Here is a 25,929-nt window from a genome sequence, read left to right on the forward strand (position 1 = left end):
AGTTCTACCGTTTATGCCGAGGCGGTTTGCAGTACCTGCGGATTGGCGTGGAAAAACACATGCTCGCGGATCGGTCCGACCGCCACTTCACCGACTTCCTCGTAACCCTGGCGCTTATAGAACTCCAGGTACCGGGGATTGCCGGTATCGAGCACCACTCCCTGGGAGTGCTCATCCTCCGCGCACCAGTTGTGTACTGCTTGCAGCAACTGCTCGCCGAAATGCTTGCCCTGGAACTGCGGGTGAATGCCCAGCAACGGCAGCAGGTGCACCGAATCCGACGGCACGCAGGCCATCACCGCATCGTGGTACTCGAGGTAGCGGCGCGTGCAGCGAAAGCCGGTGCTGAGCACCATGCGCAAACGCCAGGCCCAGCTTTCGGTGATGCCCAAACGCCGTTGCGGCGGCGCAATCAGGGCAATGCCGATCAACCGGTCGTTGACCAGCAGGCCGATGGCCGGCAGGTCTTGCAGGAAATGCTGCTTGACCAGCTCACGCACTGTGGCGCGTACCCGCTGCTCATAACCGGGACGCTCGGCTTCGAACAGGTAACCGAAGGTCGGTTCGTGGCGGTAGGCCTGGTACAGCAGAGAACGGGCTTCGCGGGAGTAGCCGCTGTCGAGCATGTGGATCGCGGCAATCGCGGTTGAGGTTTCGGGCATAGCGGTAGATCTCCCCGGGGACAGCTCAAAGGGCTGCTCTTGTTGTTACGAGCCTCCAGGCACAGGCACAGTTCCTTACTGAATGAAATCAGTGTCGGCTGTACCGGCCTTATCGCGAACAGGCGCGCTCCCACAAAGGTATAGACCACACGGGTGATTTTGTGGGAGCGAGCCCGTTCGCGATAAAACCAGGCCTACGCAGATCAGGCAGAATGCTCACCCCGCACTGGCCCCAATCCCACAGGTCAGCTAGCATCGCCCTTTTGCCAGGACCTGCCGACCATGAAGATCGTCTCCTTCAACATCAACGGGCTGCGCGCTCGCCCCCATCAGCTGGCGGCGCTGATTGAAAAACATCAACCCGACGTGATCGGCCTGCAGGAAACCAAGGTCCATGACGACCAGTTCCCGCTGGACGAGGTCCAGGCGCTGGGTTATCACGTGCATTTCCACGGGCAAAAGGGTCACTACGGCGTCGCGCTGCTTTCACGCCAGGCACCGCTGGCGCTGCACAAGGGTTTCGTCACCGATGAAGAAGACGCTCAGCGCCGCTTTATCTGGGGCACCTTCGCCGACGCCAATGGCGTGCCGGTCACCATCATGAATGGCTATTTCCCCCAGGGCGAAAGCCGCGACCATCCCACCAAGTTTCCCGCCAAACAACGTTTCTACAGCGACCTGCAGCACCTGCTGGAAAGCCAGTTCAACAACGAGCAGCCGCTGGTGGTGATGGGCGACGTGAACATTTCCCCGGAAGACTGCGACATCGGCATCGGCCCGGACAACATGAAGCGCTGGCTGAAAACCGGCAAGTGCAGCTTCCTGCCGGAAGAACGCGAGTGGATGGCGCGCCTGAAGAACTGGGGATTGGTCGACAGCTTCCGTCACCTGAACCCGGACGTGGCCGACCGCTTCAGCTGGTTCGACTATCGCAGCCGCGGGTTCGAGGACGAGCCCAAGCGTGGTCTGCGCATCGACCTGATCATGGCCTCCCACGGGCTGTTGCCGCGGGTCAAGGATGCCGGCGTGGACTACGAACTGCGGGGGATGGAAAAGCCCTCGGACCATGCGCCGATCTGGCTTGAACTCAGCTGAACCGAGTTGAACCGGAAAAAATATCTGTCATCCGATGGAAACAATACTGACTTAATCTCCCGGCACTTTCCTTTATCAAGGTGCCGGCATGTCGCTGCGCGTTTTTTTCCTGTCCATGTTGTGCGTCGCCCTGCCGATCACCACCTTGGCCGCTGACCTGCCGATGCCCGGGCAGGGCCCGGTGCTGCGCATCCAGGGCTCCAATACCATCGGCGCGGCGCTGGGCCCGGCGCTGGTCGAGGGCCTGATGCGCGAACAGGGCCTGCTCAAGGTGCACAGCGAAGCGCCCGACACCGCCAACGAGTTGCGCGTGATCGGCGAAACCGCACAAGGGCAGCGGGTCGAAGTGCAACTTGCCGCCCATGGCTCGAGCACCGGATTCACCGCACTGAAAAATGCCGCCGCCGACCTGGCCGCGTCCTCGCGCCCGATCAAGGACAGCGAGGTACTGGCCCTTGCGTCCCGTGGCGACCTGAAGAGCCCCGGTGCCGAGCAGGTCATCGCCATCGACGGCCTGGCCATCATCCTCCACCCGCACAACCCGCTGACACAACTCAACACCGAGCAACTGGCGCGCATCTTCAGCGGCGAAGCGAAAACCTGGGAAGATCTCGGCGGCCACGGCGGGACGATCCACCTGTACGCACGCGATGACCAATCGGGCACCTACGACACCTTCAAGGAACTGGTCCTCGGCCGTCGCGGCAAAACCCTGAGCAACGCGGCGAAACGCTTCGAGTCCAGCGAGCAATTGTCCGACGCGGTCAGCCTCGATCCACAAGGCATTGGCTTCATCGGCTTGCCGTACGTGCGCCAGGCCAAGGCCGTGGCCATCGTCGACGGCCAGTCCCAGGCCATGTTGCCGCTCAACAGCCTGATTGCCACCGAAGACTATCCGTTGTCGCGCCGGCTGTTCCTTTACCTGCCGCCCAACGGCAAAAAACCCTGGGCCGAAGCTCTGGTCGCCTTCGCCCAAAGCACCAAGGGCCAGGCCATCGTCGCCGCCAACGGCTTCATTGCCCAGACCGTGCAAGCCATGACCGTCGCGCCCAACGCCTTGATGCCCGAGGGCTACCAGGCGCTGAGCCGTCATGCCCAGCGCCTGAGTGTGAATTTCCGTTTCGAGGAAGGCAGCGCGAGCCTGGATAACAAGGCTCGGCAGGACCTGACCCGGGTGCTCGACTACCTGCGCCAGACCGGCAAGACCGACCGGCAGGTGACGCTGGTGGGGTTCGGCGATGCCAAGAGCGACCCGGCACGCGCCGACCTGTTGTCGAAACTGCGAGCCATGGCGGTACGCCGGGAACTGGTGAAAAGCGGCGTGGTGTTTCGCGAGATCCGCGGCTTTGGCGCCGAAATGCCGGTGGCGGCCAACAGCGCGGATGAGGGGCGGATCAAGAACCGGCGGGTCGAGGTGTGGGTTTACTAGGGCTTGCACTGAGACATCAGTGAACCCGGAATTGGTTGTGGGAGCGAGCCTGCTCGCGATTGAAGCCGCAACACCACGGGGTGTCAGGCAGACAGGGTCATCGTTGACGACCCTCGCTCCCACAGGTTTGTGCGTTGATATCAGCCGAGCAGCTTCTGCAACTGCGCCGTGGTATCGGTCGCGCCCATGGTCTTCGCTGCATCCAGTGCCGAGACGCCGTTGGCGTCCTTGGCCTGTGGATCGGCGCCTTTGCTGATCAGGTAGTCGACGATTTCAACGCGGTTGAACATCGCCGCCATCATCAGTGCCGTGCGGCCGTCGAACGACGAACCTTCCACTTGCGCGCCGCCGTCCACCAGGGCCTGGACCACCGCCAGGTCGCCCTTGAACGCTGCGCCGGCAATCGGGCTCTGGCCATTGTCGTTGCGGATTTCCGGGTCAGCCTTGTGTTCGAGCAACACCTTCACGGTATCGACATGGCCATGGTAGGCGGCCAGCATCAGCAGGGTGTCGCCCTTGTGATTGCGCAGGTTGGGCGGCAGGCCCTTGCTCAGCAACGCAGCCATCATCGCCGCATCGCCCTCACGCGCCTTGTTGAAGACCTGCTCGGCAAATTCGGCAGCTTCCTCGGGGGTCATCTGGCGGCCTTGGTCGGACATTGGAAACTCCACTCACAGTTATTCGCAAAGCCGACAGTTTCCCGAGCGGCTCCGAACCTGTCACTTGTTTTTTCTCATGCAGCCCCATAGCCACATTCAATAGCGGAACTGCCCGCCATGAATCTGCGCCAGCAACTGTTCGGTGACCTGCACATAGGTGTCGGTTCCCGGCAGCCAGGCATAGATCGGATCGTCGCCGGTCCGGCCAGGGTCGAAGGCTTCATCCTTGAGTCGGGTCTTCTGGTATTTGAAGGTGCCGGTGGTTTCCATTTTCACCTTCACCCGCAGGAACAGTGGCACCGCATACGCCGGCATGCGCTCGCGGACAAAGGTCAGCAGCTCGCTGAAATCGAGGGTCGCCAGCGACTCGGCAGGCGTGATCGCCGCCATGCCCGCGCGCCCGTTGGTGTTGCGCACCTCCACCCCGTACGCCACGGCTTCGGAAATATTCGGGTGCTGCAAAAGGATGTTTTCGACCTCGGTGGTCGACACGTTTTCGCCTTTCCAGCGGTAAGTGTCGCCCAGGCGATCGACGAACTGCGCGTGACCAAAACCGATGTTGCGCAACAGATCGCCGGTATTGAAGTACCGGTCGCCCTTCTCGAACACGTCGTGCAACACGACGTTCTCGGTCTTCTGCGGATCGGTGTAACCGTCCAGTGGCGCCTTGTCGTCGATCTTCGCCAGCAACAGCCCCTGTTCGCCCCTGGCCACCTTGCGCATGAAACCCGTGGCGTCGCGTACCGGCGCGCCGCTGTCATGATCGTAGGCCGCCAGCTCCCAGGACATCAGCGAAAATCCCACGGTGTTATCGAAGTTGAGCGCGTTGGTGAAACCGATGTTGCCGTCGCTGGCCGCGTACAGCTCACAGATGTGCTGAACCGCGAAGCGCGTTTTGAACGCGTGCCACGCACCGGGGCGCAGGCCGTTGCCGATCATCTTGGTCACGCCATGCCGGTTGTCGTCGGGACTCGGCGACTGATCGACCAGGTAGCGACACAACTCGCCGACATAACCAATGGTGGTCGCACGGTAGGCACGCACATCGTTCCAGAACTGACTGGCACTGAACTTGCGGCGGATGGCGAACCCGGACGCCCCACTGACCGCCGAGCCCCAGCACACACACAGCCCGGTGGCGTGATACAGCGGCAAGGTGCAATAGACGACGTCTTCAGGTCGCATATCCAGAGCAATCAGGCCGAAACTCGCGGAACTGCGCATCCAGCGGCCGTGCTTGAACACGCCGGCCTTGGGCAGACCGGTGGTGCCTGAGGTGTAGATGTAAAAGCAGGGGTCGTCGAAGAAAACCTGCTGGCTGCTGGCCGGATTGTCGTCCGGCCCGTCGACGGCCGCCGTCATCAGGTTGATGAAGCCGTCGGGGGCGATGCCTGGCTGGTTATAGGTGTTCTGATCGGCGACAAACCAGCTGCGCCGGGCGTCTATCGAGACCCGCTCGCGCACCGCTGAAAACGCCGGCACCAGCTCTTCGCCGAGAATGATCGCCACGGGGGCCACCAGGTTCAGGCTGTGGACCAGGGTGTCGCGGGTTTGCGCGGTATTGAGCAAGGCGCTGACCGCGCCAACCTTGGCCACCGCCAGGATGCTCACCAGCAGTTCCGGGCGGTTCTCGATGAACACGGCCACCACGTCGCCCTTGCGGATGCCTTGGGCAATCAGGTAGTGGGCGATGCGATTGGCCCACTGATTGACCTGCCTGTAACTGAACACCGCGTCGCCCTGCAGCAAGGCCGGCCCATCAGGGTTGCGCACGGTCGCCTGCTCGAAACTCCAGCCCAGGCCACACGCCTGGGTCGGGTCCGTGACATTCGCAACCTTCATGCCCTTCACCACCCGCGGGATGGCCCTGGCAATCGACGGCAGCTTGCGCAGCATCATGCTCCAGGTGATCGTGTCGTTCGTGATGCGGCGCATGCAGGCTCCCGTTCGATCTTTTTATTGTCGGGCAACGGTGATTGAACCCGAAAATACGTCAACGGTTCTTGAGCTGTACACGCGGTTTTTGAAATGTTTTGTATCCGCCAAAGCCAGGGCCAACGACGCGAACACCCGCGAGGCGATTGGTTCCGTGCCAGTGACGTCCATCTCGCAAAATGCAGGATGCACGATGGCCGTTCATGCAGATTGCACGACGATGAAAATTCGACTTTCTTTTAAGTTATTGTTTTTTAAGTGATTTTCAAGATCCCAAATACTGGCACAAACGCTGCAACTCTCTGGACATGCTTGCCATTCAAAGCCAACGGAGCTGATAGACATGAGCCTGATCCAGGAAAAATTTTCGTCCCTGTTCTCCAACTTCGAAGTCACCACCCAGCCACGCCCGGACGGCGGCATCCTGCTGACACTGCGCAGCAGCGAGGGCCGGGTATTCAAACGCTCGATTTCCTACCAGCAGTTGCATGCCGGTGATCAACTGTCCTGGGTGATCAGCGCGATCCGTCGTGACCTGGCCGAGCAGGCCAGCGAACTGCCACAGATTTCCATGCTGCAGAGTCAGCAACGGTTTGCGTTGCCGACTTACCATTCCGCCTGATAGATCCTGGGTGGGCGCGAGTCTCTCGCGATGATCGACCAGAAGACGCGGGCCTGACAGCCCGCGTTTTCGTTGGCATTCAGAACGTGGAAGGATCGATCCGCGCAAAGCTGTCGAGCGTCACATGCCCTGCCAGCGCCCCGCCCTGCCGCGCCAGCCCGCACGTCGCCATACCCGCTTCGCGCGCCGCGTCCAACTCTTCGACGATGTCCGACAAAAACAGGATCTGTGACGCCTCCAGGCCGATGGCCTGGGTAATGCGCCGGTAGGACTGCGCCTCACGCTTGGGTCCGGACGTGGTGTCGAAATACCCCGTGAACAACGGCGACAGGTCCCCCGCCTCCGAGCAGCCGAAGATCAACTTCTGCGCCTGGATCGAGCCCGAAGAATAGACAAACAGCTGGAAACCCTGCCGATGCCAGCGCTGCAGCGCTTCTACGGCATCCGGGTACACGTGGCCCTTCAACTGCCCGGCCTGGTAGCCCTGCTCCCAGACCATGCCTTGCAACGCCTTGAGCGGTGTGGCCTTGCGGTCTTCGGCAATCCACCCCAGGAGGATCTCGATCACCCGCTCGACCTCCGCGCCCGGCTCATCGCTGTCCCGGCGCACGGCGTCCAGTTGTTCGGCGACATCGGCGCGGGTGGCGTGCCGGCGCACGAAGTCCGGCAAATGCCGGGCAGCGTAGGGAAACAGCACATCGAAGACGAAACTCACCGCGCTGGTGGTGCCTTCGATGTCGGTGAGAATCGCTTTGATCGGCATCGGCTCAGTCCTCCAGACGCGGGAAGCGGCTGGCGATGTCATCGCCGGTGAAATTGGCCACCCAGCCTTCGGGGTTGTTGAACAGGCGGATTGCCACGAAATGCGGATGCTCGCCCATGTCGAACCAGTGCGGGGTGCCGGCCGGCACGGAGATCAGGTCGTTCTTTTCGCACAACACGGCGTACACGTAATCGCCCAGGTGCAGGGTGAACAGACCGCGCCCGGCCACGAAAAAGCGCACTTCGTCTTCGCCATGGCGGTGTTCGTCGAGGAACTTGGCGCGCAGTTCGGCTTTTTGCGGGTGATCGCTGTTGAGGCTGATCACATCGACCGTGATGTAGCCGCGCTCGGTCATCAATTGGTCAATCTGCGCCTGATAGGCCGCGATCACCTCTTCCTGGCTGGCGCCCGGCTGGATCTTCGCCGCCGCTTGCCAGCGATCGAAGCGCACCCCCTGCTCCGCCAGGGTGGCGGCGATGTCTTCGAAATGGGTCAGCACCTTGTTCGGAATGTCAGGGCTTGAGACGTGGTAGACGGACAGGCTGCTCATCAGGGCAACTCCTTAACGGTTCATGCTTGGCGAATCAAAGAGCGGGTTTTCAACTCGCACTCGAACAAAAATTCAAAGGCCTCGATCTGCCGCAACGCATCGCTCATGCGTGCGCCCCAGGTGTAGAGGCCATGGCCGCGGATCAGATAACCCACGCAATCGGGATGGGCCTGGAGCCAAGGCTGCACCTTGGCCGCCAGGCGCGCAATATCCTGATCGTTGTCGAAAATCGGCACGCACACCCGGGATTCGTGGGTCGTGACGCCACTGAAGGCCTTTTGCAGCTCGTAGTCCTCGAACTCGATGAAATCCCCCGGCGTCAGGCGCGACAGCACCGTGGCGTTGACCGAATGGGTGTGCAGCACCGCGCCGATCTCCGGGCGCCAACGGTAGAGCTGGGTGTGCAGCAAGGTTTCGGCGGACGGTTTCTTGCCCGGTTCCAGGCTGTTGCCCGAGAGATCCGTGGCCAGCACATCGTCAGGCCCCAACTGGCCCTTGTGCTTGCCGGAAACGGTCAACAAGGCTTCGGTGGGCGACAGACGCGTCGAATAATTGCTGCTGGTGGCCGGCGACCAGCCGCGTCCATAGAGAAAACGCCCGGCGTCGATGATTTCCTGGGCGAGGTGTTCACGGGTAAGGCTCATGGCCTGTCCTCTTGCATACGTGTGGCAATGATAATGGCAGCGGCGAAGGCTGCGAGACTGGCAATACTAAAGGTCCATGCGGGGCCGAGGGTATTCCAGCTGTAGCCGGAATACAGCGCGCCCAAGGCGCCGCCCGTGCCGGCCAGCGCGGCGTACAACGCCTGGCCCTGCCCTTGCTGGCGCGCGCCGAAACTACGTTGCACGAACTGGATGGCAGCGGCGTGAAAGCTGCCGAACGTCGCCGCGTGCAGCACCTGGGCAAACAACAGCACCCCGACAAATTCGGCGAACGACCCCAGCAACAACCAGCGCAGCGCCGCCAGCAGGAAACTCGCCAGCAACACCCGACGGACCGAGAACCGGGTCAGGATCTTGCTCATGGCCAGGAACATCAGGACCTCGGCCACCACGCCCAGTGCCCAGAGCATGCCGATCAGGCCACGGCTGTAACCCAGGCGCTCCAGGTGCAAGGTCAGAAAGGTGTAATAGGGACCGTGGCTCATCTGCATCAGCGCCACGCACCCGTAGAACGCCAGCACGCCGGGGCTGCGCAACTGCTTGAGAAAGCCATCCCCGGCCAGGCGTTCGCCCTGGACCGGGTGGGCGTTGGGCACCCACAGGCTGCTGACCACGATGCCGGCCATGATCAGCACCAGCGCCGCCGGGTAAATGTCCAGGCTCAGCCATTCGAACAACCGTCCCAGCGCCACCACGGTGATGATGAACCCGATGGACCCCCACAAGCGGATCTGGCTGTAACGCTGGGTCTGGCCATTCAAGTGCGCCAGGGTGATGACTTCGAACTGCGGCAGCACCGCGTGCCAGAAAAACGCATGCAACGCCATGACCATCGCCAGCCAGGCGTAGGTCTTGCTGACGAAGATCAGCGAGAAGGTCAGCAGCGTGCACACCGCGCCAAAGCGCACAATGGCCAGGCGCCGCCCGGTGTAGTCACCGAGCCAGCCCCAAATGTTCGGGGCCACGCAACGCATCAGCATCGGGATCGCCACCAGTTCGCCAATGCGCGCGGCGCTGAACCCCAGGTGGTCGAAGTACAGCGCCAGAAACGGCGCTGTCGAACCGAGCAAGGCGAAATAGAACAGATAGAAACTGGAAAGCCGCCAGTACGGGAGCGCCGCCACGGTCATCAGACCGCAGCGACCGACAGATCAGCCATTAAAGCTGCCCCAGCACCGGCGTGCTCACGCGCACATCGGCGTTCTGCCCGCGGTGTCGCAACAGGTGATCCATCAACACGATGGCCATCATCGCTTCGGCGATGGGCGTGGCGCGAATACCGACACAAGGGTCGTGACGGCCCTTGGTGATCACATCCACCGGGTTGCCATGGATGTCGATCGAACGCCCCGGCGTGGTGATGCTTGACGTCGGCTTCAACGCCAGGTGCGCAACGATCGGCTGGCCGGACGAGATGCCGCCCAGGATGCCGCCGGCGTTATTGCTGAGGAAGCCCTGCGGCGTCAGCTCGTCGCGGTGCTCGGTGCCACGCTGGGCGACGCTGGCGAAACCGGCGCCGATTTCCACGCCCTTGACCGCGTTGATGCTCATCAGCGCGTGAGCCAGTTCGGCATCGAGACGGTCGAAGATCGGCTCGCCGAGGCCGGGCATCACGCCTTCGGCGACGACGGTGATTTTCGCGCCGACCGAGTCCTGATCGCGACGCAGCTGGTCCATGTAGGCTTCCAGCTCCGGCACCTTGTCCGGATCGGGGCTGAAAAACGCGTTCTGCTCCACCGAGTCCCAGGTCTTGAACGGGATCTCGATCGGGCCGAGCTGGCTCATGTAGCCACGAATGACGATGCCCTGGGAGGCCAGGTACTTCTTGGCAATCGCGCCCGCCGCCACGCGCATCGCGGTTTCCCGCGCCGAACTGCGACCGCCGCCGCGGTAATCGCGCTCGCCGTACTTGTGGTGGTAGGTGTAGTCGGCGTGGGCCGGGCGGAACAGATCCTTGATCGCCGAGTAGTCCTTGGACTTCTGGTCGGTATTGCGGATCAACAGGCCGATGGCGCAACCGGTGGTGCGACCCTCGAACACGCCCGACAGGATCTCGACTTCGTCGGCTTCCTGGCGCTGGGTGGTGTGACGGCTGGTGCCGGGTTTGCGGCGGTCCAGGTCGCGCTGCAGATCCTCGAGGGAAATCTCCAGCCCCGGCGGGCAGCCGTCGACAATGGCGACCAACGCCGGACCATGGCTCTCGCCTGCGGTGGTGACAGTGAACAGCTTGCCGTAGGTATTGCCGGACATGCAGGACGCTCCGTGAAATCGAACCCAAATACGTAATGCGCGCCAGTATACGCAGGCTCCCCAAGTAGTTCATCCTCGAACCTTATGGAGGCCTGTGAGTCCAACCGGCACCCTTGTGAATGATGGCGTGATGATGCTGCGAGTTCTAGCCTTGAGTCTGACCCTGTTTACCGGCTTTGTGCAGGCCACCGTCCTGCAACGGCCGATCTCGCTGGATACCGGCACCGGAGAGCTGTTCGGCTCCCTGCTGCTGCCCAAATCCGACCAGCCGGTGCCGGTGGTCCTGATCATTTCCGGCTCAGGGCCCACGGATCGCGACGGCAACAACCCCGACGGCGGGCGCAACGACAGCCTCAAGCGCCTGGCCTGGGTGCTGGCCAAACACAACGTCGCCAGCGTGCGCTATGACAAGCGCGGCGTGGCGGCGAGCCTGGCGGCTACCCCGGATGAACGCAACCTGTCGGTGGAGGCCTATGTGGCCGATGCCCAGGCCTGGGGCCGCAAACTCAAGAGCGATCCGCGCTTCGGCCCGTTGATCCTGCTGGGGCACAGCGAAGGCGCGCTGATCGCCAGCCTCGCCGCGCCGAGCGTCGATGCCGCAGCGGTGATTTCCATGTCCGGCAGCGCCCGCCCCATCGACCAGGTGTTGCGCGAGCAACTGGCCCGCAGCCTGCCACCGCCGCTGATGTTGCGCAGCAATGAACTGATCGACAGCCTCAAGGCCGGAAAAACCGACGACAACGTGCCGCCACCACTCCAGGTGATTTTCCGCCCGAGCGTGCAGCCCTACCTGATCTCGTTGTTCCGCCAGGACCCGGCGGCGGCGTTTGCCCGGCTGAAAATGCCGGCGCTGATCATTCAGGGCAGCCACGACATTCAAGTCGGGGTCGATGATGCGCGGCAACTGAAGGCAGCCAAGCCGGACGCCGAGCTGGCGCTGATCGACGGCATGAACCACGTCTTGCGCATCGTGCCCAACGACGTCAAGCGGCAACTGGCGTCCTACAAGGACCCGCAATTGCCCCTGGCTGCCGAACTGGGCACGCGCATTCTCGGGTTTATTGACGGACTTCGCACCCGTTAAACGCCTATTGACCCTCCAGTCCTGGAAAAAACGGCCGATAAGCCTTTGTCGTCAGCGCACGTGCTGGCGACAAGCTGAGCTTGGACAGGATCTCGCCGTTATGACCGATACCCAGACTTCACCCGACACCACCGCTGAAAAAGACGCACCGCCAGCGGTCGAGCTGCCATGGGCGGACGTCCACGTCGAGCACCACAAGATGCTCCGCCTGGCGCCGCTGACCACCGACCGCAACACCGGCGGGCGCCCCCTGCGCTTTGTCGAGTTCGGCTATGCCGAGCGCAATGACAAGAAACACAGCCTGTTGCGCATGACCATCTCCCTGCCCGGCCAACGCGTGCGCAAGGAACAGAATCACCTCGACGTGTGGGTCGACCACACCGAAAAACGGGTGCGTTTCGCACCGGACAGCGGATTGCAGATCGAGCCGATGAATCGCGGCATCGGGCGCTACCTGGCGGCCCAGGGCATCAGTTGGGCGAAAAAGCGCTGGCCCGCCTACACCGTCGACGGCACCGACCTGAACAACAAGGACGCGCTGAACGAAGACACGCGCCTGCGCCGCGATCATTTCCTGCGCGTCCACGGTTTCGACGTAATCTATGCCGACGCCCAGCACCTCAAGGGCAGCGTCAAGGAAGTGCGGGTCGGCGACCTGCTGTCCGACTGGAACACGGAAAAGCTGCAACAGGTGGAAATTCTCGAGGCGGCGCAAATGCTCCAGCAGGCCGAACAGAACCTGGCCGAGCAGGAAGTGAAGCTCAAGAAGCATGAGGAAAAGGTCAGCAAGTACAAGCGTGAAGACGCGGGGCTGCGTTTCACCATTACCTGCCTGGTGGCCTTTGCGGTGTTCCAGGCCGGCTTGCTGATCTGGATCGCCACGCACCGTTGAGGGCTTGAGAGCGTGTCGCGGTCTTCGCTGGCAAGCCAGCTCCCACAAGGCTCAGTGCAGCCTGTGGGAGCGAGCCTGCTGGCGAAGGCGTCCTGAAGTCAGACGCGAGACGCGAACAACGCCTGATGTTCCCGGCACTGCTGCGCCGTCAACATGAACACACCGTGCCCGCCGCGCTCGAAGTCGAGCCAGGCGAAGTCGACTTCAGGGTACAACGCCTCGACGTGCACCTGGCTGTTGCCCACCTCGACGATCAACAACCCCTTCTCGGTCAGGTGCTCGCCCGCTTCGGCGAGCATGCGCCGCACCAGGTTCAAGCCATCGTCACCGCAGGCCAGGCCCAACTCGGGTTCGTGGTGATACTCCTGGGGCATGTCGGCGAAATCTTCCGCATCGACGTAGGGCGGGTTCGACACGATCAGGTCGAAACGCTGCCCCGGCAAACCGTCGAACCCATCACCCTGAACCGTGTACACGCGCTCATCGACGCCGTGACGCTCGATGTTCCGGTTAGCCACTTCCAGCGCTTCGAACGACAGGTCGGCCAGCACCACCTCGGCATTGCGAAACTCGTAGGCACAGGCGATACCGATGCAACCGGAGCCGGTGCACAGGTCGAGAATCCGTGCCGGTTCGGCACCAAGCCAAGGGCTGAACTGCTTTTCGATCAACTCGCCAATCGGTGAACGCGGAATCAGCACGCGCTCGTCGACAATGAACGGCAGGCCGCAGAACCAGGCCTCACCCAGCAGGTAGGCGGTGGGGATGCGCTCTTCGATGCGACGCTTGAGCAGGCGTTGCAGGCGCACCAGCTCATCGTCTTCCAGGTTGCAGTCGAGGTAGCTGTCGGCGATTTCCCACGGCAGGTGCAAGGCACCCAACACCAATTGACGGGCTTCGTCCCAGGCATTGTCGGTCCCATGGCCGAAAAACAGATCCTCCCCATGGAAGCGGCTGACGGCCCAACGGATATGGTCACGCAGGGTACGAAGGCGGGAAGTGATCACAGCGGCAAACTCCAGAAAAAACGACAGGCGATTCTAACAGCCAAAACGCGGGACGACGATGCAGGAAAAACTTGGGTGCCGACGTAGGACTCCTCCATTTTTTGCGTTGGCTATTGAACAAAATGAGGATCTTGACAACGCTGTAAGCCAGCAACGACGGCCCCTGCGTTGGTAGCGATTCACAGAAGCGCTCAGCCAGAGGACAATGTCGCAAAAGCCCCACCCGAAGGAGCCCCAGAATGTCCGTTCCAAAAACGATGTTTCAACTCAGCGGCCGCGGTTATGCAGCAGCCAATCTGAGTCATGCAACGCTTGTGATCATCGATGCCCAGAAAGAATACCTCAGCGGTCCCCTGGCCCTGAGCGGCATGGATGCTGCCGTTGCGAACATCAAGCAACTGGTGGCCGCTGCCCGTGCCGCCGGCCGCCCCGTCGTGCATGTACGCCACCTTGGCACCGTCGGCGGGTTGTTCGACCCGCAAGCCGAGCGCGGGGAATTCATCCCGGGCCTGGAGCCGCTGAGCGACGAAACCATCATCGGCAAGTTGCTGCCGAGTGCGTTCCACGGCACCGAACTGCTCGAGCGCCTGCAGAATCTCGGTTCACTGGACCTGATCGTGTGTGGGTTCATGAGCCACTCCAGCGTCAGCACCACGGTACGCGCCGCGAAAAACCTGGGCTTTCGCTGCACCCTCGTGGAAGACGCCTGTGCCACCCGCGATTTGCCCTACAAGGACGGGGTGTTGAGCGCCGAGCACGTTCAACAGACCGAAATGGCGATCATGGCGGATAACTTCGCCACCCTCGCCCTGACCCGCGATCTGATCTGATCGACGCAAGATGAGCGGTTTTTGCCGCCGCTCATCCGCAAAAGCCGCTCGTTTGCCGTATTTGTCATAGCCTCAGGAACATCCCGGTCAACTTCCGGTCGAAGGGCCGATACCCATTGAGGAAGGTCGGAATGAAGTTATCCGATGGTTTTGACGCACGCCGCTTGCGGCCCAAGGGCCAACGCAACTGGCGATTCAGATTTGGCGCAGCATTCGCCGCCCTGCTGGCCACCTGCGGCGTTTTGCTGGCAATGGCCGGCGCCGCCAGCCTGTTCGGCCGCCCGCCGGCACTCGGCGAACTGAACGCCAGCCCGTTGGGCTCGGCGATTATCCTGGCGGTTGGTTTGTTCCTGCTCTACCTGGGCGTGTGGTTCTGGCGCCGTTGCCGTCGCCGTGCGCGCCAGTCGCGTGAGCTGAACATGTCCCCGCACCTGATGAAAAAACACGACTGAATTGAAGGTCGGAACGCCGCAATTGTTATCGAACATGTCTCGACTTGGGTAAACTGGCCGACCTTCGCGGAGGCTGACATGCAAGACGACGATTTTTCCCTGTTCAAAAGCGCCATCCAAGGCGTCAAGCCGATCAAGCACGACCGCGCCGAAACCGGTAAACCCAAGGCTGATCGAGCCCAGATCGCCAAGCTGCGCCAGGCCGCCACCGTGCGCACCAATGCCACCACCGTCGATGGCCTGTCCGATCAGTTCGTGATCGATGTCGGCCCGGAAGACGAATTGATGTGGGCGCGCGATGGCGTACAGGAAAGCCAGATGCGCAAGCTCAAGGTCGGGCAGATTCCGTTCGAGGGCAGCCTCGACCTGCACGGCATGAGCGTGGAGAAAGCCCGGGAAACCCTCTGGGCGTTCCTGGCCGAAGCGACCCAGCTGGAGGTGCGCTGCGTGCGCGTCACCCACGGCAAGGCCGTGCGCCTGGACGGCAAACGGCCGATGATCAAAAGTCACGTCAACACCTGGCTGCGCCAACACCCCAAGGTGCTGGGCTTCACTTCCTGCCAGGCCAGACACGGCGGCGCCGGAGCGGTTTACGTGATGCTCAAACGCACCATGATGGAAGGTCGGGACGAATAAAGCCGTTGCGACAAGCTTGCAGCGCCGTGCTTGCCACCGTACCCTTGCCCTTTGCGTAAAATCCCACAGGTAGTTTCATGTCCCTGGAACAGAATTACACCGAGATCCTCGGCCAATTGGGCGAAGACGTCTCCCGCGAAGGCCTGCTCGACACGCCCAAACGTGCCGCCAAAGCCATGAAGTACCTCTGCCGCGGTTACGAGCAGACCCTCGAAGAAGTCACCAACGGTGCCTTGTTCAGCTCCGACAACAGCGAAATGGTGCTGGTCAAGGACATCGAGCTCTACTCATTGTGCGAACACCACCTGCTGCCCTTCATCGGCAAGGCCCACGTCGCCTATATCCCGAGCGGCAAGGTGTTGGGCCTGTCGAAAGTCGCGCGGATCGTCGATATGTACGCCCGTCGCCTGCAGATCCAGGAGAACCTCAGCCGCCAGATCGCCGACGCGGTCCAGCAGGTCACCGGCGCCCTGGGCGTCGCCGTGGTGATCGAGGCCAAGCACATGTGCATGATGATGCGCGGTGTCGAGAAGCAGAATTCGTCGATGATCACCTCGGTGATGCTCGGTGAGTTCCGCGAAAACGCGGCCACGCGCAGCGAATTCCTCAGCCTGATCAAGTAATTCGCGCTCGAAGAAAATCGGCGTTTATCGCCGGTTTTTTTTCGCCCGTGAAAAATCAGGTAAGCTGCGCGCCTTTCTTCATTCGCCCCGTGAGGCTTGTAGCGTGTTCGTCAAAGCACTTCGTGTCGGCCTCGGCCAACTGATCATCTTCATCGACTTCATCACCCGACCTGGCAAAAAGCAGCGCCCCGCCGCCGCCCAGGCCCAGGTTGAAGCCGCCGCCAGGGACCTGACCCTGTACCAGTTCCACGCCTGCCCGTTCTGCGTGAAAACCCGCCGCACCCTGCGCCGCCTGAATGTGCCGGTGGCGTTGCGTGACGCGAAGAACAACGAACAGGATCGCCAGACGCTGCTGGAACAGGGCGGAAAGATCAAGGTGCCGTGCCTGCGCATCGAAGAGAATGGGCAGACGACGTGGATGTATGAGTCCAAGGTGATCATTGATTATCTGGACAAGCGGTTTGCGGCTGTTTGAGGTTTTCGTGGTGGGCTGACTGACGCCTTCGCGAGCAGGCTGGCTCCCACCTCGGAGTGCGATCAATGGTGGGAGCGCCTGCTCATGAAGGGGCCGGCCCGAACAACGCCAACACCAGAAATAAACCGGCCCAGTGGCCGGTTTTTTCATTTCAGCCCTCAGGCCGCCTCCACCGCCTGTGCCTGACGCACCACCGCCGCCAGGCGCTTGAGCCCCTCCCCCAATCGCGCCGGGTCGATGTGGCTGAAGTTCAGCCGCAGATGCCCGTGGTGCTGGTCCGGTTCGGGGAAAAACGGCTCGCCCGGCATGAACGCGACGTCTGCCGCCAGTGCGTCCTTGAGCAAGGTTCGCGTATCCAGCGGTTGCTTGAGCGTGAGCCAGAAAAACAGCCCGCCCTGGGGCACGTTCCAGTCAGCCAGGTCGGAGAAATGCGTTTGCAGCGCTGCCTGGAACGCATCCCGACGCGCCCGGTAAAAGTCGCGCAAGTCCCCCAGGTGCTGCTGATACTTCTCTGAGCCGATCCACTGCAAGGCCTGCCACTGGCCGATGCGGTTGGTGTGCAGGTCGGCCGACTGCTTGAGCTTGAGCAAGTGCGGGAACAGATCCGGGCTGGCGATCAGGTAACCCACGCGCAGCCCCGGCAGCAGGGTTTTCGAGACCGTGCCGGTGTAGATCCAGCTGGCCTTGTTCAAGCGGCTGACAATCGGCGTGGCGCTGCCGCCATCGAATGTCAGCTCGCGATAGGGTTCGTCTTCGATCAGGGTGACAGCGAATTCGTCCAGCAACGCGGCGACCGCATCACGCTTGGCCTCGCTGTAGCGCACCGCCGAAGGGTTCTGGAACGTCGGAATCAGATAGATGAACGCCGGCTTGTGCTGTTCCAGGCGGCTGCGCAGCGCCACCAGGTCCGGACCATCCGCCTCCTGCGGCACGGTGATGCAGTCGGCACCGAACAACTGGAAGATCTGCAACGCAGCCAGGTAAGTCGGCGCCTCGAGCAGAATCTCGGTGCCTTTGTCGATGTACAGCTTGGCCGCCAGGTCCAGCGTCTGCTGCGAACCGCTGACCACCAACACCTGACTCGCCTCGCACGCTACGCCCAGAGACCTGGCCTGCGCCGCCAGGGCTTCGCGCAAGGCAGGCTCGCCCTCGCTCATGCCGTACTGGCCGAGACTCAAAGGCATTTCATCCCATTCGACGTTCGGCAGCATCACCTCGGCCGGCAGGCCGCCAGCGAACGACATGACTTCCGGGCGCTGGGCCGCCGCGAGGATTTCACGGATGAGAGAGCTTTTGAGGCGTGAAACACGTTCGGAAAATGCCATGGGAGTCACCGGTAGCGAGGCCTGAGGTAAATGAGTCAAACTGGTTGACCGAAATTACGACAACCCGAACGGATACGTCAACATGCTTGACCTTAAAAATCCTGCCTCCCAGCAACAGGCCATGGAAGCGTTTTTCTTCGGCTACCAGGCGTTCACCGCCAAGGCCGACGAAATGCTCGAGCGCCGCGGCTTGAGCCGGGTGCATCAGCGCATCGTGTTCTTCATCGCCCGCTACCCGAACCTGAGCGTCAAGGAGCTGCTGACCCTGCTGGGTGTGAGCAAGCAAGCGCTGAACATTCCGCTGCGCCAGTTGCTGGAGATGCACCTGGTGAACAGCGTTGCGTCCGAGACCGACAAGCGAAAGCGCCTGCTGGAGCTGACCGTGGACGGGGCGCGCTTCGAGCAATCGCTGCGGCGTGAGCAGGTGAAGTTGCTGGAGCGAGTGTTTGCCGAGGCCGGGGAGTCGGCGGTGAATGGGTGGTTGGCGGTGAACCTGGCACTCGGCAAGAGCCAGGTGCCGGTCGATTAGGCATTTCGACGAGCAGGCTCCTTGCAGGCGATATATCCCGATTGCCAGACATTTCGTCTACAAAATCAAAAACATTATTTGCTTTATTTGTATACAAAAGCATAATCCACTGCGTGCGAGTTCCTGACCAAGCAGTCAACAAATTCGCGAATGCCTCAAAGGGCCGCTGCCACCCTCATCGGTCCGGCCCTGGAAATAACAATAAAACCCTTGAGGAGTACTCGCTGTGGAAAGCCGCAAATCCGAAGCCCCGACACTGGAACTCTCGCCGCCGTTACGCAATGGCTGGCTGGAGCGCATCTTCAAACTCACCTTGCACGGCACCACGGTGAAGACCGAGCTGATCGCCGGCCTGACCACCTTCATCACCATGGCCTACATCATCTTCGTCAACCCCAACATCATGGCTGACGCCGGGATCGATCATGGCGCGGCCTTCGTCGCCACCTGCATCGCCGCCGCACTCGGCTGCCTGTTGATGGGCCTGTACGCCAACTGGCCGGTGGGCCTGGCCCCGGGCATGGGCCTGAACGCCTTCTTCACCTACACCGTGGTCGGCACCATGGGCTACAACTGGGAAACCGCCCTCGGCGCGGTGTTCGTTTCCGGTGTGTTGTTCATGATCCTGACGTTTTCGAAGATTCGCGAGTGGCTGCTCAACAGCATCCCTGTGAGCCTGCGTTTCGCCATGGGCGCGGGCGTGGGCCTGTTTCTGGGGTTGATCGGCCTGAAAACCGCCGGCATCGTCGTCGATAGCCCGGCGACCCTGATCAAGCTGGGCTCCCTGCGCGAACCCGGCCCGCTGCTGGCTGCCCTCTGCTTCCTGATGATTGCCGTGCTCAGCTATCACAAAGTGTTCGGCGCCATCCTCATCAGCATCATCACCGTGACGCTGGCCGGCTGGGGCCTGGGCGTGGTGCATTACGAAGGGATCATGTCGGCCCCGCCCAGCCTGGCCCCGACCTGGATGGCGATGAACGTCGCCGGCGTGTTCAACGTCAGCATGATCAGCGTGGTGCTGGCCTTCCTCTTCGTGCACATGTTCGACACGGCGGGTACCCTGATGGGGGTCGCCCAGCGCGCCAACCTGGTCAACCCGGACGGACGCATCGAAAACCTGTCCCGGGCGATGAAGGCCGACAGCGCCTCCAGCGTGTTCGGCGCCGTGGTCGGTGTTCCGCCCGTCACCAGCTACGTGGAAAGCGCCGCAGGTGTGGCGGCCGGTGGCCGCACCGGGCTGACGGCGGTGACCGTGGGCGTGCTGTTCATTGCCGCCATGTTTTTCGCGCCGCTGGCCGGCATGATCCCCGCCTATGCCACCGCCGGTGCATTGATTTATGTGGCGATGCTGATGATGGGCGGCATGGCGCACATCGAATGGGATGAAGCGACCGATAGCATTCCGGCGATCGTCACGGCGATCATGATGCCGCTGACCTTTTCGGTCGCCGACGGCATCGCGCTGGGCTTCATCACCTACGTGGCGCTGAAGGCCGGCACTGGCAAATACAAGGAGATTTCCGTCAGCCTGTGGGTGCTCTGCGCGATCTTCATCGCCAAGTTCATCTTCCTGTAAGCCGTACACGATTCAAAACAGCCTCACCCCGTCGGGTGAGGCTTTTGTGCATGAGGAGCAACGTAATGAGTCTGGAAACCTGGCTGCTGTTCAGCGGTGCTGCGCTGATCGTGATCCTGATCCCGGGGCCGCTGTCCCTGCTGATGATCAGCAACAGCCTGAACTACGGCTTGCGCCGTTCCTGGCCGGCCTTTCTCGGTGGCGTCAGTGCTTCGATCTGCCTGCTCAGTGCTTCGGCCCTGGGTCTGGGGGCGTTGCTGCTGGCGTCGGAACAGCTGTTCAGCGCCTTGAAAATCATCGGCGCGCTCTACCTGTTCTACCTGGCCTGGCAGAGCTGGCAGCAATCGCGCCAGCCTTCCCACGGCGCCGAAGTGCCCCAGGCGGTTGCGGTACCGCGCTTTCGCGCGCTGTTCGGGCGAGCCTTCATGCTCGGCGCCAGCAATCCCAAGGACATCCTGTTTTTCGCCGCCTTCCTGCCGCAGTTCCTCAGCGCCGAACAGCCGTTCCTGCCGCAACTGCTGGTGATGATCGCCACGTGGACGCTGCTGGACCTGCTGTGCAAGCTGGCCTATGGGCTCGGCGCCCACGGCGCGGCGCGGTACTTACGCTCGGGCAAGGGCCAGAGCTGGTTCAATCGCATCAGCGCCGGTCTGTTCGGCGGCGCCGGCGCCGCCTCCCTGCTGAGCGGACACTGAGACACGCCCCACCCCGGCCGCTGCGGCGCGCCGTGGTGGGTGCCTGCCCATACCGTCATCCGCCGAAACAGAAGCACTACATAGTTATCGCTTGACCCTCTCCACGCTTCCCTACAGTTCGGGCCGCATGTTGCACCCAAACCCAACAAGGAAGCCCCTATGGCCCAAGCTTTTCCCTCTCCCGACGCGCCCGACGACACCGTGAAGATCTCGGACGTCGAGCCGCCGAACCTGACGACGCTCGACAAGGAAATCGCCGACTTCATCCGCAGCAATGGCGCCAGCGCGGCGCAAGATCCGCCCCCTCGATCGGCGAAAAAACGCGAGCGGGTACTGCGGGCTCTGGATCACTACTACGGCCCCCTCGCGCTGGGCCACTTCACGATCAGCCGCCTGGAACTGCACCTGTTGAATGCCACGGTCCACGGCGCGCCGCTGGACATCGGCAACAGCAATTTCCGCCACACCGCCCAGGATTTCATCGACGGCCTGCAGCTCAATCCGCTCGATGTCGAACAGCGGATGTGGGCCACCGGCCAGGCGGGCGACTCCACCATCCCCACGCTGCTGTTCGAGATTGCCACGCACCGTTCGGTCAGCGCCCCGCCGCTGCTCAGCGAAGCAATGAGCCCCCATGGGGTCAAGCTCGACCGCTTCGTACGAGCGGCGCAGAAGCTGGAAATCCATGACATCCGCCTGCCCGAAAATGTCCCTGGCTGGGTCGACAGGCAGAAGAGCAAGGTGGTGAACAGCATGGGCGTCGGGCTCCAGGCGTTCGGCATCTACAGCGGCTTGATGGGGATCAACGATGCCATCAAGCGCGGCGACAGCACCGAGGCGGCGATCAATGCCGGCGCAATCGTGACGGAAGTCGGCTCGCTGATCATCGAGCGCGGCCTGGTTAAAACCGCGCAGTCGCTGATTGAACAGAGCGCGCATATCTACCAGGGCTTCGCCAGGACCCAGTATGGCCTGTATCTGTCGCGCTCAGCCGGCTTGATCGCAGGCGCGCTGACCTTGCCCTTCGATGTCTACTTCGCGGTCAAAGCACTGAACGACGCTTCCCGCACCACCGGCAAGCAGGCGCTGGATCATTACGTCGCCGCCGGCATGAACCTGACCAGCGCCGCGTTGACCCTGATTCTCGGCACTGCCGCCCTGGCCGGTTTCGCCCACGCCGGTCCGGTGGGCATTGCCGCGGCGGCGATTCTGATCGTCGGCTCGCAGATCTACAGCGCCGTTCGCCAGGTGGACGACATCGACGACTACATCGAGCTGAGCCTGGATGAACGCCTGGTCACCGGCTTTCTCGCGTTCATCAACCAAAAACCCCCACAGCGCATCAATGACCGCTACACCCTCGCCGTCACCACCGACCAGCACTCGAAGGCGCTGACCAGCAGGGCCCGCAAGTGGCTCAAGGGTGACTTGAAAGACAGCATCGAGGCCATCGTCAACGGCAAATTCGAGGTGGGCCTGAAAGCCACGCAGGTGTTCTGGTTCGAGCACGATGCCCAGGGTCGCGAGTCGACACCGTCCAAGGACATCCCATTACCGGCGGTGGTGGACGCGAACGATACGATTGATGCCCGTGCAGGTGTGCCGCCGGATCTTGCCGGAGTGGTGAAAGGCACCGGGGGCGATTCGAAGGCCACGTTGTGGCTGCTGGGGGGCGGCAAGGACACCATCATCGGCGTCGAAAAGAAACCCAACCATTTCAATTTCGGCAGCGGCTCCAAACACCTGACCGGCGGGGAAAAGGACGACCGGTTCCTGTTTGAAGGCGCTGCGCAGGCCCTCAAGGAGGCTGCGCCCATGCCCGTTCAGAACTTTCTGGTGGGCGAACAGGGCAACGACACCCTGGTGCTCCAGGGCTCGCTGGACAGCCGTGAAACCACGAGCCACACGGGCTTCGAGATCGACCTGGAGAACGGCCGGATCGACTTGCTGGACCAGAATGGCGCGCCCTCCTCCACCCCCCACACCACCCTGGAAAGCATCGAAAACGTCGAAACGCTGGCCGGGGCGAAGAGCGTGGTCAAAGGCTCGACCAGCGCCAACCGCATCGTCGCCAGGGGCCATGACCGCATCGAGGCCAAAGCCGGCGATGACACGATCTACCTGATGGGCGGTTATGGCCAAGCCGCCGGCGGTGCCGGCAAGGATCAGTATTACATTGCCCACAAAAGCGGCACCGTCATCATCAAGGAAGACCCGCAGGAAGACAGCGTGATCATCATGGACTGGGCGTTCGAGAACATTCAGCAGTGGTCGATCAACGACACCTCGCTGGTGGTCTCGTCACTCTGCGGCAAGGATGGCGAGTGGCCCGAGCAGACGCTGATCATCAAGGACGTCTACAAGACCGTTGCGGACAAGCGCCTGTTCCAGGAACAGAAACTGCGCTTGGTGACCGTGGACGGCTTTCAACTGACACCGGACTTTCCCGCTGAACTCAGCGGCAGCGACAACCCGAGCGTAAACGTATTGATTCTGGCAAAAGGCACACGCCCGTCGCCGACCATCGTTACCGCCGCTGAACAGACCATCGGGTCAGGGAACGCGTCGCACTACTTCATTGATCGCGACATCAGCCGGACCGTCTTAAACCTGACGAATACCGATAACAAGGCACTCAGTACCTTGCATATCGATTGTGATCACGCAGAGATGACCCGCGCCCAGGGTACTTACACCGTGACCGTCGAGTCCCGCAACGGTTACCACTATTTAAACTACAGCGACTTCCAACTGACCCTGCACTTCCCTGATAAAACCGTCGAACTGATCAACCTTGTGAGCACGGTATCCCGCGCTTATACGAACGTGCGCGACACGGCGTACCAGGTCAGGGGCCTGGCCTTGAATCAAGCCATCAACCTGACGTTGCGAGACGGGGTGTCCTGTCGGATCAAACTGCCGCCGCCCAGCTATGGCAATGATCTCCAGAGCCCTGGCGTCAAACACTTCGACGGTCAACTGATGCTGGAAAAGCGCACCGGCCACTACCTGCTGCTCACGCCAGAAGACAGCCGGGCCATCGTGCTGCAAGCACGTCGCCAGCGGGTGGAGCTTCCTGTCCAGGCGCAAAACACCGTGACCTCGCTCGAAGGAAAGGGATCGTTCTACGAGGTCCATCTGCACGCCGACGCCATTCTGCGGATTGCCACGCCGGACGCACTGAAAAAGACTTCCGACGCGTCCACCTGGCGCTTCCATGGCAACACCCGGGACCCGGCCGAGATCAGGTTGAAAGGGAACAAACTGCTGATTGGCCGCACGATTGTCCATCTCCCGGACTATGAGAGCGACGATATACCGGTTGAACAGATATACGTCATCACACCCTCAGGCACGACCTATGCCGTGGACCTTGTTTTCGAACAGGTCTATCGATACGACTAGTTGCAAGGCCTGGCTTCGTAACATTTACCGGCAATGAAAAAGACCGCGCGATACATAGTTACCGCGCGGCGCATTTGAACCCAAGGGATATTGAAAAACGTTCTGGCCGAGTGTTCTGCACGGGCCAGGCGCCCCCGTTTGCGTGTTCGCTACTTATGAATGGAATCACTACATGAAGTTGCCCAAGAAAATCATCAAGAACCCAACCCCGGATGACGGCACAACGCCCCGTCGCGACCTGCCGGATACCAGCCTGCCCGGGCGTTTTCCCGACAGCCCCGCCACGGACGGCACGCCAGGGATCCGGCGTCCCGAAGGCGAGTCCGACCACACACCACGACAACCGCACGTCGAGGTGGCGGATGTTTCTGCGGCCGACAACGCCGTCAGCAGCTCGACGGGCTCATCGTCCGACATCAGTTTCCTGCCGCCCTTCCTGGTCAACGGCTTATCCGCCCCCCTGGCCGATGGACTACGCCACGGCAACCGGCGCACGGTCTATGCAGAGATCAAGGATGAAGGCATTACCCTGGTCCGGCTGGGTGCGGACGGTGAATACCGGGCGGCCTCGATCAATGAATTGAACGCTTCCGGCCCTCGGCTCGAACGGGTGGCTGGAACCGCCTTCTGGCGCAGGAAAGCCGCTCCTGAACACGCGGGCCCGAGCCGCCGCAAGCGACCACGCCTGGACAGCGATTCGTCCGACGCCGACGCGCTGGCCGCCGATCTGCGGGTGGGCAACCCTTTCCCCCTGGACCTGTCGCCAGCACTGTGGCGCAACTGGGGAAGTTCGACGAAACCCTTGACCGGGGAATCCGTGGAAATCGATGGGCTTCACTATCCGATCGTGCCCCATGGCGCGCCGGAGCGCACCCACATCGCTTATCTGAAGCACCCCCGGTTTTCGCCGGCACGCTATGACGAATTCGAACAGATGCTGCGTGAAAACCCTGCGCAGCAACCGCTTTGGGCAATCAAGCGGGACGGTCGCTGGGAAGTGCTGGAAAGCCACCTGCCCTTCGAGAAAAGCCTCAAGGCGTACGTCGCCGATTCATTCTGGGACTTGTCGGATGCCTCGTTGACCGCCGTCGCCAGGGCGGTCTTCAACCGCGCCAATCATTCCGAGGTGATCGACGCCAGGGGGCTGTCGACGATGAAACAGACCTATCGCCACTGGGCCAACGCCACCCATGCGCTGCTGCCTCGAATGGAGCTCGCCGACCCGCTGCTGATGCTGCCCACCATCCCCCGAGGATTCAACAACGGCTGGACTACCCTGTTGCCCGCCGAATCCGGCGGAGCGTTGCGACGGCTGGATTTCGATCCCGTCCACTTCCCGGAACTCTGGAGCACGTTCGTCAACGACCCTTCCAACTTGAACCTCAAGCAATTGGTCAGGGCAGTGTTGATACGCAATGGCTATGAGGTGTTCCCACTGACCGACGAACACCAGGGGCCGACGCTGGTGTTTACCCGCCCCAACCACGACTCGGTCTTTTTCCTCAAGCTGGGGCGCGTCAATGGCGAGGCCATCCGTCAGGTCACCCCGTCCGGCGCCGAGCTTTCCGACCCGCATCTGGCCCGTCGCGTCGGCGACGCTGCCCAGGCCAGGCTGCACTCAGCCTACGACCAGAACAAATTGGTCTGGCTGCTGGGCGGTACCCAGATCACGGCGGCCGGTTTCGAATCGGTCTTCCTGATCAGGGAAAGCTGATTTCGCTTCGCCCTCTCGCCGGCGCTTTGCCGGCGAAAACCGCCTGGGCGCCGCAACGC

At 62.0% G+C, this 25,929-nt stretch carries 25 protein-coding genes; 15 read left to right on the top strand and 10 right to left on the bottom strand.

Annotated elements, in window-relative coordinates; translation table 11 throughout:
• Positions 1 to 11 precede the first annotated feature (11 nt).
• Complete coding sequence (locus IB249_RS10495; RefSeq protein WP_192304259.1) at positions 12 to 662, bottom strand: GNAT family N-acetyltransferase; 651 nt, start codon at positions 660 to 662, stop codon at positions 12 to 14.
• Positions 663 to 944: 282 nt separating this feature from the next.
• Here IB249_RS10495 and xthA point away from each other — a divergent pair, with 282 nt between their 5' ends.
• Positions 945 to 1,757, top strand: a complete 813-nt coding sequence (xthA, locus tag IB249_RS10500) for an exodeoxyribonuclease III (RefSeq protein ID WP_192304261.1) — start codon at positions 945 to 947, stop codon at positions 1,755 to 1,757.
• 88 nt (positions 1,758 to 1,845) lie between these two features.
• Entirely contained in the window at positions 1,846 to 3,186 is a 1,341-nt protein-coding gene (locus tag IB249_RS10505; RefSeq protein ID WP_192304263.1) for a substrate-binding domain-containing protein, read from the top strand.
• 140 nt (positions 3,187 to 3,326) lie between these two features.
• Here IB249_RS10505 and IB249_RS10510 read toward each other — a convergent pair whose 3' ends face one another.
• On the bottom strand, positions 3,327 to 3,845 hold the full coding sequence (locus IB249_RS10510; protein ID WP_192304265.1) for an ankyrin repeat domain-containing protein: 519 nt from the start codon (positions 3,843 to 3,845) through the stop codon (positions 3,327 to 3,329).
• Between the two features lie 96 nt (positions 3,846 to 3,941).
• Complete coding sequence (locus IB249_RS10515) at positions 3,942 to 5,780, bottom strand: long-chain-acyl-CoA synthetase (RefSeq protein WP_192304267.1); 1,839 nt, start codon at positions 5,778 to 5,780, stop codon at positions 3,942 to 3,944.
• Positions 5,781 to 6,123: 343 nt separating this feature from the next.
• On the opposite strand from IB249_RS10515, the gene IB249_RS10520 reads away from it, so the two are divergent.
• A complete protein-coding gene (locus IB249_RS10520) occupies positions 6,124 to 6,402 on the top strand; it encodes a DUF3509 domain-containing protein (RefSeq protein WP_192304269.1) in 279 nt (92 codons plus the stop codon).
• Positions 6,403 to 6,481: 79 nt separating this feature from the next.
• Here the strand turns inward: IB249_RS10520 and mtnC are convergent, their stop codons facing one another.
• Genes mtnC through aroC form a run of 5 tightly spaced genes read right to left on the bottom strand, consistent with a single transcriptional unit; the run spans position 6,482 to position 10,627 of the window.
• Positions 6,482 to 7,165, bottom strand: coding sequence for an acireductone synthase (mtnC, locus tag IB249_RS10525; RefSeq protein ID WP_192304271.1), 684 nt, complete (start codon positions 7,163 to 7,165; stop codon positions 6,482 to 6,484).
• Between the two features lie 4 nt (positions 7,166 to 7,169).
• Positions 7,170 to 7,715, bottom strand: coding sequence for a 1,2-dihydroxy-3-keto-5-methylthiopentene dioxygenase (locus IB249_RS10530; RefSeq protein WP_192304273.1), 546 nt, complete (start codon positions 7,713 to 7,715; stop codon positions 7,170 to 7,172).
• Positions 7,716 to 7,735: 20 nt separating this feature from the next.
• Complete coding sequence (locus IB249_RS10535) at positions 7,736 to 8,359, bottom strand: methylthioribulose 1-phosphate dehydratase (protein WP_192304276.1); 624 nt, start codon at positions 8,357 to 8,359, stop codon at positions 7,736 to 7,738.
• On the bottom strand, positions 8,356 to 9,507 hold the full coding sequence (locus tag IB249_RS10540) for an MFS transporter (protein WP_192304278.1): 1,152 nt from the start codon (positions 9,505 to 9,507) through the stop codon (positions 8,356 to 8,358). The genes IB249_RS10535 and IB249_RS10540 overlap by 4 nt, the downstream gene beginning before the upstream one ends.
• Before the next feature lie 28 nt (positions 9,508 to 9,535).
• Positions 9,536 to 10,627: a chorismate synthase gene (gene aroC, locus IB249_RS10545; protein ID WP_192304280.1), complete on the bottom strand. Its 1,092-nt coding sequence runs from the start codon at positions 10,625 to 10,627 to the stop codon at positions 9,536 to 9,538.
• A 130-nt stretch (positions 10,628 to 10,757) separates the two neighbouring features.
• Between aroC and IB249_RS10550 the strand changes: the two genes are divergently transcribed.
• On the top strand, positions 10,758 to 11,711 hold the full coding sequence (locus tag IB249_RS10550; RefSeq protein ID WP_192304282.1) for an alpha/beta hydrolase: 954 nt from the start codon (positions 10,758 to 10,760) through the stop codon (positions 11,709 to 11,711).
• Between the two features lie 100 nt (positions 11,712 to 11,811).
• On the top strand, positions 11,812 to 12,603 hold the full coding sequence (locus IB249_RS10555) for a hypothetical protein (protein ID WP_192304284.1): 792 nt from the start codon (positions 11,812 to 11,814) through the stop codon (positions 12,601 to 12,603).
• A gap of 98 nt (positions 12,604 to 12,701) precedes the next feature.
• On the opposite strand, the gene prmB is transcribed toward IB249_RS10555, so the two are convergent.
• Positions 12,702 to 13,610, bottom strand: a complete 909-nt coding sequence (prmB, locus tag IB249_RS10560; RefSeq protein ID WP_192304286.1) for a 50S ribosomal protein L3 N(5)-glutamine methyltransferase — start codon at positions 13,608 to 13,610, stop codon at positions 12,702 to 12,704.
• Between the two features lie 239 nt (positions 13,611 to 13,849).
• Between prmB and IB249_RS10565 the strand changes: the two genes are divergently transcribed.
• From IB249_RS10565 to IB249_RS10585, 5 genes are all read left to right on the top strand, one after another.
• Positions 13,850 to 14,440, top strand: coding sequence for a cysteine hydrolase family protein (locus IB249_RS10565; RefSeq protein WP_192304288.1), 591 nt, complete (start codon positions 13,850 to 13,852; stop codon positions 14,438 to 14,440).
• 131 nt (positions 14,441 to 14,571) lie between these two features.
• Positions 14,572 to 14,892, top strand: coding sequence for a hypothetical protein (locus tag IB249_RS10570; protein ID WP_192304290.1), 321 nt, complete (start codon positions 14,572 to 14,574; stop codon positions 14,890 to 14,892).
• A 78-nt stretch (positions 14,893 to 14,970) separates the two neighbouring features.
• On the top strand, positions 14,971 to 15,528 hold the full coding sequence (locus IB249_RS10575; RefSeq protein WP_192304292.1) for a Smr/MutS family protein: 558 nt from the start codon (positions 14,971 to 14,973) through the stop codon (positions 15,526 to 15,528).
• 77 nt (positions 15,529 to 15,605) lie between these two features.
• Positions 15,606 to 16,151, top strand: coding sequence for a GTP cyclohydrolase I FolE (gene folE, locus IB249_RS10580; RefSeq protein WP_192304294.1), 546 nt, complete (start codon positions 15,606 to 15,608; stop codon positions 16,149 to 16,151).
• 103 nt (positions 16,152 to 16,254) lie between these two features.
• Positions 16,255 to 16,626, top strand: coding sequence for a glutathione S-transferase N-terminal domain-containing protein (locus IB249_RS10585; RefSeq protein ID WP_192304296.1), 372 nt, complete (start codon positions 16,255 to 16,257; stop codon positions 16,624 to 16,626).
• Positions 16,627 to 16,784: 158 nt separating this feature from the next.
• Here the strand turns inward: IB249_RS10585 and IB249_RS10590 are convergent, their stop codons facing one another.
• Complete coding sequence (locus IB249_RS10590) at positions 16,785 to 17,951, bottom strand: PLP-dependent aminotransferase family protein (protein ID WP_192304298.1); 1,167 nt, start codon at positions 17,949 to 17,951, stop codon at positions 16,785 to 16,787.
• An 82-nt stretch (positions 17,952 to 18,033) separates the two neighbouring features.
• Between IB249_RS10590 and IB249_RS10595 the strand changes: the two genes are divergently transcribed.
• From IB249_RS10595 to IB249_RS10615, 5 genes are all read left to right on the top strand, one after another.
• Complete coding sequence (locus tag IB249_RS10595) at positions 18,034 to 18,480, top strand: MarR family winged helix-turn-helix transcriptional regulator (protein ID WP_192304300.1); 447 nt, start codon at positions 18,034 to 18,036, stop codon at positions 18,478 to 18,480.
• Between the two features lie 226 nt (positions 18,481 to 18,706).
• Positions 18,707 to 20,056: an NCS2 family permease gene (locus IB249_RS10600; RefSeq protein WP_192304302.1), complete on the top strand. Its 1,350-nt coding sequence runs from the start codon at positions 18,707 to 18,709 to the stop codon at positions 20,054 to 20,056.
• Positions 20,057 to 20,121: 65 nt separating this feature from the next.
• Positions 20,122 to 20,751 (top strand): LysE family translocator, encoded by a 630-nt coding sequence (locus IB249_RS10605; RefSeq protein ID WP_192304304.1) that lies wholly within the window; start codon positions 20,122 to 20,124, stop codon positions 20,749 to 20,751.
• Positions 20,752 to 20,910: 159 nt separating this feature from the next.
• Entirely contained in the window at positions 20,911 to 24,156 is a 3,246-nt protein-coding gene (locus IB249_RS10610) for a calcium-binding protein (RefSeq protein ID WP_192304306.1), read from the top strand.
• Between the two features lie 172 nt (positions 24,157 to 24,328).
• On the top strand, positions 24,329 to 25,870 hold the full coding sequence (locus IB249_RS10615; protein ID WP_192304308.1) for a hypothetical protein: 1,542 nt from the start codon (positions 24,329 to 24,331) through the stop codon (positions 25,868 to 25,870).
• The last annotated feature ends 59 nt before the right edge of the window (positions 25,871 to 25,929 follow it).

The organism is Pseudomonas sp. PDM04, from assembly GCF_014851765.1.
Lineage (GTDB): Bacteria > Pseudomonadota > Gammaproteobacteria > Pseudomonadales > Pseudomonadaceae > Aquipseudomonas.